At 52.7% G+C, this 4,970-nt stretch carries 6 protein-coding genes and 1 pseudogene; all 7 read left to right on the forward strand.

Annotation, left to right across the window (positions count from 1 at the left end):
• The 7 genes and pseudogenes from DMG62_23035 to DMG62_23065 all read left to right on the forward strand — a co-directional run bounded on the left by DMG62_23035 (window position 1) and on the right by DMG62_23065 (window position 4,910).
• Window positions 1-1,680 carry a hypothetical protein gene (locus DMG62_23035; protein ID PYY20576.1) on the forward strand — a complete coding sequence of 560 codons (1,680 nt, stop codon included), beginning with the start codon at window positions 1-3 and terminating at the stop codon, window positions 1,678-1,680.
• A gap of 696 nt (window positions 1,681-2,376) precedes the next feature.
• Window positions 2,377-2,559: a hypothetical protein gene (locus DMG62_23040; GenBank protein ID PYY20577.1), complete on the forward strand. Its 183-nt coding sequence runs from the start codon at window positions 2,377-2,379 to the stop codon at window positions 2,557-2,559.
• 147 nt (window positions 2,560-2,706) lie between these two features.
• Window positions 2,707-2,799: pseudogene (locus DMG62_23045) on the forward strand (hypothetical protein).
• 22 nt (window positions 2,800-2,821) lie between these two features.
• Complete coding sequence (locus DMG62_23050; GenBank protein ID PYY20578.1) at window positions 2,822-3,151, forward strand: hypothetical protein; 330 nt, start codon at window positions 2,822-2,824, stop codon at window positions 3,149-3,151.
• Window positions 3,129-3,377: a hypothetical protein gene (locus DMG62_23055; GenBank protein ID PYY20579.1), complete on the forward strand. Its 249-nt coding sequence runs from the start codon at window positions 3,129-3,131 to the stop codon at window positions 3,375-3,377. Before DMG62_23050 ends, DMG62_23055 begins: the two co-directional genes overlap by 23 nt.
• A gap of 186 nt (window positions 3,378-3,563) precedes the next feature.
• Window positions 3,564-4,043, forward strand: coding sequence for a UDP-3-O-(3-hydroxymyristoyl)glucosamine N-acyltransferase (locus DMG62_23060; protein PYY20581.1), 480 nt, complete (start codon window positions 3,564-3,566; stop codon window positions 4,041-4,043).
• 93 nt (window positions 4,044-4,136) lie between these two features.
• Complete coding sequence (locus tag DMG62_23065; GenBank protein ID PYY20580.1) at window positions 4,137-4,910, forward strand: hypothetical protein; 774 nt, start codon at window positions 4,137-4,139, stop codon at window positions 4,908-4,910.
• Window positions 4,911-4,970: the final 60 nt, after the last annotated feature.

Consider the following 4,970-nt stretch of genomic DNA (forward strand, 5'->3'; position numbering starts at 1 on the left):
GTGCAGATTCTGACGAGCTGGGTTTTGGCCGCCCAAGTCGCCAAAGCCATCGGTGCGAAACGGCTTGGTGCATCTTCGAACGCAGCCGCTGCGGGCAGCATTCTCTCCGGGTTGGAGGTCGGAGCATCCAAAGGAAGCGACGTCATTCTCGTATCTTACAAAACCCCCAACTGGCAGCTCGCGCCAGTTGTTTTGCAGGAGCTGTTGAGCCGTTATTTCGTCAAGCACCTTGAAGTGCACCGATCCGCTGGCGCCTTCGATTTTGTAACCCAACAAACCGATCACGTTCGAGCGCGCTTGAACCAAACCGAGGACGCGCTAAACACGTTAAGACAGAAGATTGGGATCGTTTCGACGCTTGAAGGCGGCCAGGATGCGATAGCTGACGAAACGGCAGATGTTCGGAAGCAGTTAAATGTCGCTGAGGCGGACGTGGCCGAGCAGCAAGCTCTCGTTAATCAGTTAGGACAGAAAAAGGCAAACAGTTGGACGTCGAGGAAGTCGCAGTCGGACAAAACCCCAGAAACTTCAAAAGCTCTCCTTGCGGCGAAGCAGGCAAAAGTTGAGGCACTTAAGACGCGGCTTCGCGACATCCAACAGCGAACAAAGCAACTTTCAGAACTACGACCGCAGATTGAGGAGTTAGAGCGCAGACGCGAGATGGATTCAAACAATTACAAGTATTTCGCCGCATCGCTCGAAAAAGCGCGCGTGGACGAGGCTCTGGATCCTTCGAAAATGCCTAACATCAGCGCGGTCCAACGGCCCTCCCCTCCTACACTGGATACCAAAAGACGCGACAAGATTTCTCTGGCTATTGCCGCTGGCGGTATAGCCTTGGGTATAGCTCTTGCCTTACTCAGGGGGTTGTTTTTGAACCCGACCATCGGCCGACCACTGGAGCTGGAAAGCCGGTTGGATATTCCGTTGATGCTTTCAATCCCGTATCGCACTGGTGCTAACGGACAGAAAAGGTTGCCTCCCAATGGTTCTTCACCCAATCCCGCAGCGCTCACGACAGGCCGCCGCAATTCAAAGATCGCTCCTTGGGATTCCGGTCACTTCATCCGGCCCTACTGCGATGCCATCCGAGACCGATTGGGTCTATATTTCGAACTGAATCATCTCACGCATAGGCCGAAGCTTGTGGGTATCGCTGGATTTTCTAAAGCGGCAGGCGCTTCCAGCCTTGCTGCCGGCCTGGCTGCTTCACTTTCAGAAACAGACGAGGGCAAGGTCCTCCTTGTCGATGTTAATCGTGGCCCTGAAGACGTTCATCCGTTTTTTAAAGGTAAGCCTGCCTATCCGTTGAAGGCAGCTCTGAAGCCATCGGAGGAAATGACATCAGCTGCCGATAATTTATACCTCGCCACGGTCGGATCGCCCAATACTGGTGGGCCAGCGCAGTTAGGATTAAAAAAGTTCTTCGACATGATGCCAAACATGAAAGCCAGTGACTTCGACTACATCATTTTTGACATGCCGCCGCTGTACGACACGAGCCCTACGTGGGGAATGGCCGCTTTTATGGACAAGCTTTTGCTTGTCGTAGAAGCAGAAAGGAACAACCGGGACGTGGTTAACCGAAGCTACAGAAAATTAATCGCCGACCGCGACAATGTGTCAGTAGTGGTTAACAAAGCACGTGCTCGTGTTCCTGCGTGGCTCGATGGCACATAGTAAGCTAAGCCAATTAAGCAGAATTAACGGATTAAAGCCGTTCGTTCCACAGGCGATCCGGACGGAGGCGCGGCGAAAGCTTGCTGTGCGCCTGCGCGACCGGCTCGGCGACGTATGGCCAATCATGCCCGCGTCCGAGCGTCCGCCTTCAAACTGGCAAGGCGGGCGGGAGAGCGAGAAATTTGCATTTGTTCTCACCCATTATGTAGAGAGTAGTGCAGGCCTGGCAAATTGCCGCTCGCTTCGTAGCTGGAGATGGAGCTTGGGTTTTGCTCCTCGTTTTAATTTTGTTCCTGAGGGAAATTACCGGGTTCCAGATGAGCTGACTGCCAGGGTTTGAGATTGGGATACACAACCTCAGGCATGACGGTCACCTCTTTTCCTCATAGCGCGGGTTCAATCGCCGCGCCGAGCGAATTATCCGCTATGCACGTGAATGGGGAGTAGCGGGATTTAGATCGGGGTTCATGCTGCGCAATCTCGATTGGCTGCATGATCTCGACGTGCAATACAATGCATCCACGTTCGACACGGCCCCATTCGAGCCGCAGCCAGACGGACGTCACACTATCTTTCCGTTCTGGGTGCCACGCCCAAATGACAATTGCCTTATTGCTCTACAGTCAACGCGTAACTGCGCTGCAAGAGGTTACCTGAGCTTCCCTACACTCTCCCGCAGGATTCCACACTTTCCTCTTGTTATCTGAGAAGACGACGGAGATCTGGCGTCGAAAACTCGACTGGATCGCAGAGCACGGCGGAATGGCTTTAATCAACACACATCCAGACTACATCGCGTTGGCTGAGGCCAGACCCAAGGCTGGGGAGTACCCGATTGCATTTTACAAGGAGCTCTTGAATTATATTCGGTCAAGGTAACCGGCGGGTATTGGCCTGCTCTGCCTCGACAAGTCGCTGCTTATCTCCTCGGGAGTACAGCGCTAACGCAGAACAAGGCACAGCATTGAATCAAATGAAGCTTAGCCGTTAGCGGCGATCATTCCGATGGAGATCACAGTTTTTTGAATGGGATATGTCGGCTGTGTCACGGCCGCTTGCTTGGCCGATATGGGACATTACGTGACCGGTGTCGATTTACAAGAAACGAAGGTATCCTGACTAACCATGGCAAAAGCCAGTAATCGAACCGAGTTTGGGAGACTTGATCTCGCACGGGGTCGAAGCCGGACGCCTGCAACCGGCTCACTCTGTCCAGAGATTGGGAGACTTCTCGCTAATCTGCGTTTGGACACCCGGGCATGACAACGGCAGCTTGGATCTGATGCAGGTGGAAAGAGTTGTCAGATCGGCGAATTACTACGAGAAAAAAACAGCTTTCACATCGTCGTTCTTCGTAGCACGGTCTTGCCTCGGACGTTGGACAATGTCGTGCGGCCGATACTGGAAAAGCATCAGGCTAAAACGAGGCGAAGGACTTGGGTGTCTGCATGAACCCCGAGTTCATGCGTGAAAGCACCGCTGTCGATGATTTTTATCATCCTCCGTTCACGATCATAGGAAAACATAACGATCAGGTCGCTGAACGAGTGGCGGCTATTTATTCGTGCGTGACAGCTTCGGTAGAACGGACGTCAACCTTGGTAGCTGAGTTAGATCTCCATCACCTTGTGGCTGTCGATGCCGATTCGTTGACTCAGGTTTCCAATCTCATTCGCGAAGCACACTTAATCGCGTGAAACGTGTTGGACGCGTACTTAATTTTGATCGCATACGAGAAGCTTCTGGCGAAGACATGAACGGCTCATACAAAGGTTAATGCACGGAGACCGATCGACTTGTTCTTTGTTCGAGCCAGAGGTTCGGCCTCAGACCGGTAAGGTGGGAGGCACTCCGTGAGCCAGCGCGCCCGCTGGATCCAGCCATTGAGGCAACCCCGCACGGCGGCGCCCAAGGTCTCGCATAGTGGGATTGTCGATGTTGAGTTTGGTAAGAACGTCACTGTCGTCGAGCCGGTCAATCTCTATGGATGCTCGATTGGGGATGGCAGCTTTGTCGGACCATTCGTTGAGATACAAAAAGGAGCGAAAATCGGTAAGCGCTGCCGGGTTCAGTCACACTCATTTATCTGTGAACTCGTCAGTATCGGCGACGACTCCTTCATTTCTCACGGTGCGATGTTTATCAATGATCGCTTCGTTCATGGGGGCCCGGCGAAGGAACGGAGCCTCTGGATGGAAACTAAACTTGGCAATTTTGTGAGTGTCGGAACAAATGCTACCATCCTCCCCGTCATCATTTGTGACAATGTCGTCATCGGCGCCGGTGCAGTCGTCACCAATGACATCACCGCACCGGGTGTCTACGCAGGCAATCCGGCGCGTCTTCTGCGCAGACTCAGATAATCGGTAATGCACGATGAGAACACTTCATGGTTTGACTAACTCGGATTCAACTGCCGTGACCGTGGAAGCGAGGGCTCCGTACGTTCCCCCGTCATCTTCGCTTATTGTAGTTCGGGTTTTGATCTCTTCCACGTGCTAATCGTTAATGCGGATGACTGGGGCCGTTCAGTGGCTGAAACGGACAGCGCCCTAAGATGCTATCAAGCGGGGCGAATCACGTCGGTTAGCGCCATGGTTTTCATGGGCGATTCGATGCGGGCCGCGAAGCTGGCGAAAGACCACCAGCTAGATGATGTTGGGCTGCATCTTAATTTTTCTGAAGAGTTCACAGATGTAAGTTGTCCCGAAGCTCTTAAAGAGCATCATAGACGAATAGTCAGGTTCTTGCGGCGAAACAAATACGCGCAGCTATTGTACAACCCGCTTCTTCGACAGGCGTTCGCCTTTTCGTACCGTGCACAGATGGAGGAGTTCTCGCGATTATTCGAGAGGTTGCCGTCACATGTTGACGGGCACCATCACATGCATTTATGTGCTAACTTCCTTTTAAGCAAGCGCATGCCGGCCGGTACGCGAGTTCGGCGGAACTTCTCCTTTTCGCCTGGCGAAAAGAGCTGGTTGAACCGGGCCTACCGGTACCTTGTCGATCGCTGGCTCGCTCGTCGATATCGTCTTCCGGACTATTTTTTCGACCTGATTCAGTGCATTGAGGGAAAGAAACTGGATCGAGTCGCGGCCTTGGCGAAGTCAAGCAATGTGGAACTCATGACACACCCGACCATTAGCGCGGAAAAAGCATTTCTTATGAGCGATGAATTCCAGGTGATATTGCAACACCTCGAGATTGGCGGTTATGCGCTGGTTTGATCTTGCTCCTTCGCTTTATTGCTGAGCTTCAAATATGGTAATCCCGAGGCAATTCAAGAA

This window comes from Acidobacteriota bacterium, from assembly GCA_003225175.1.
Taxonomy (GTDB): domain Bacteria; phylum Acidobacteriota; class Terriglobia; order Terriglobales; family Acidobacteriaceae; genus Gp1-AA112.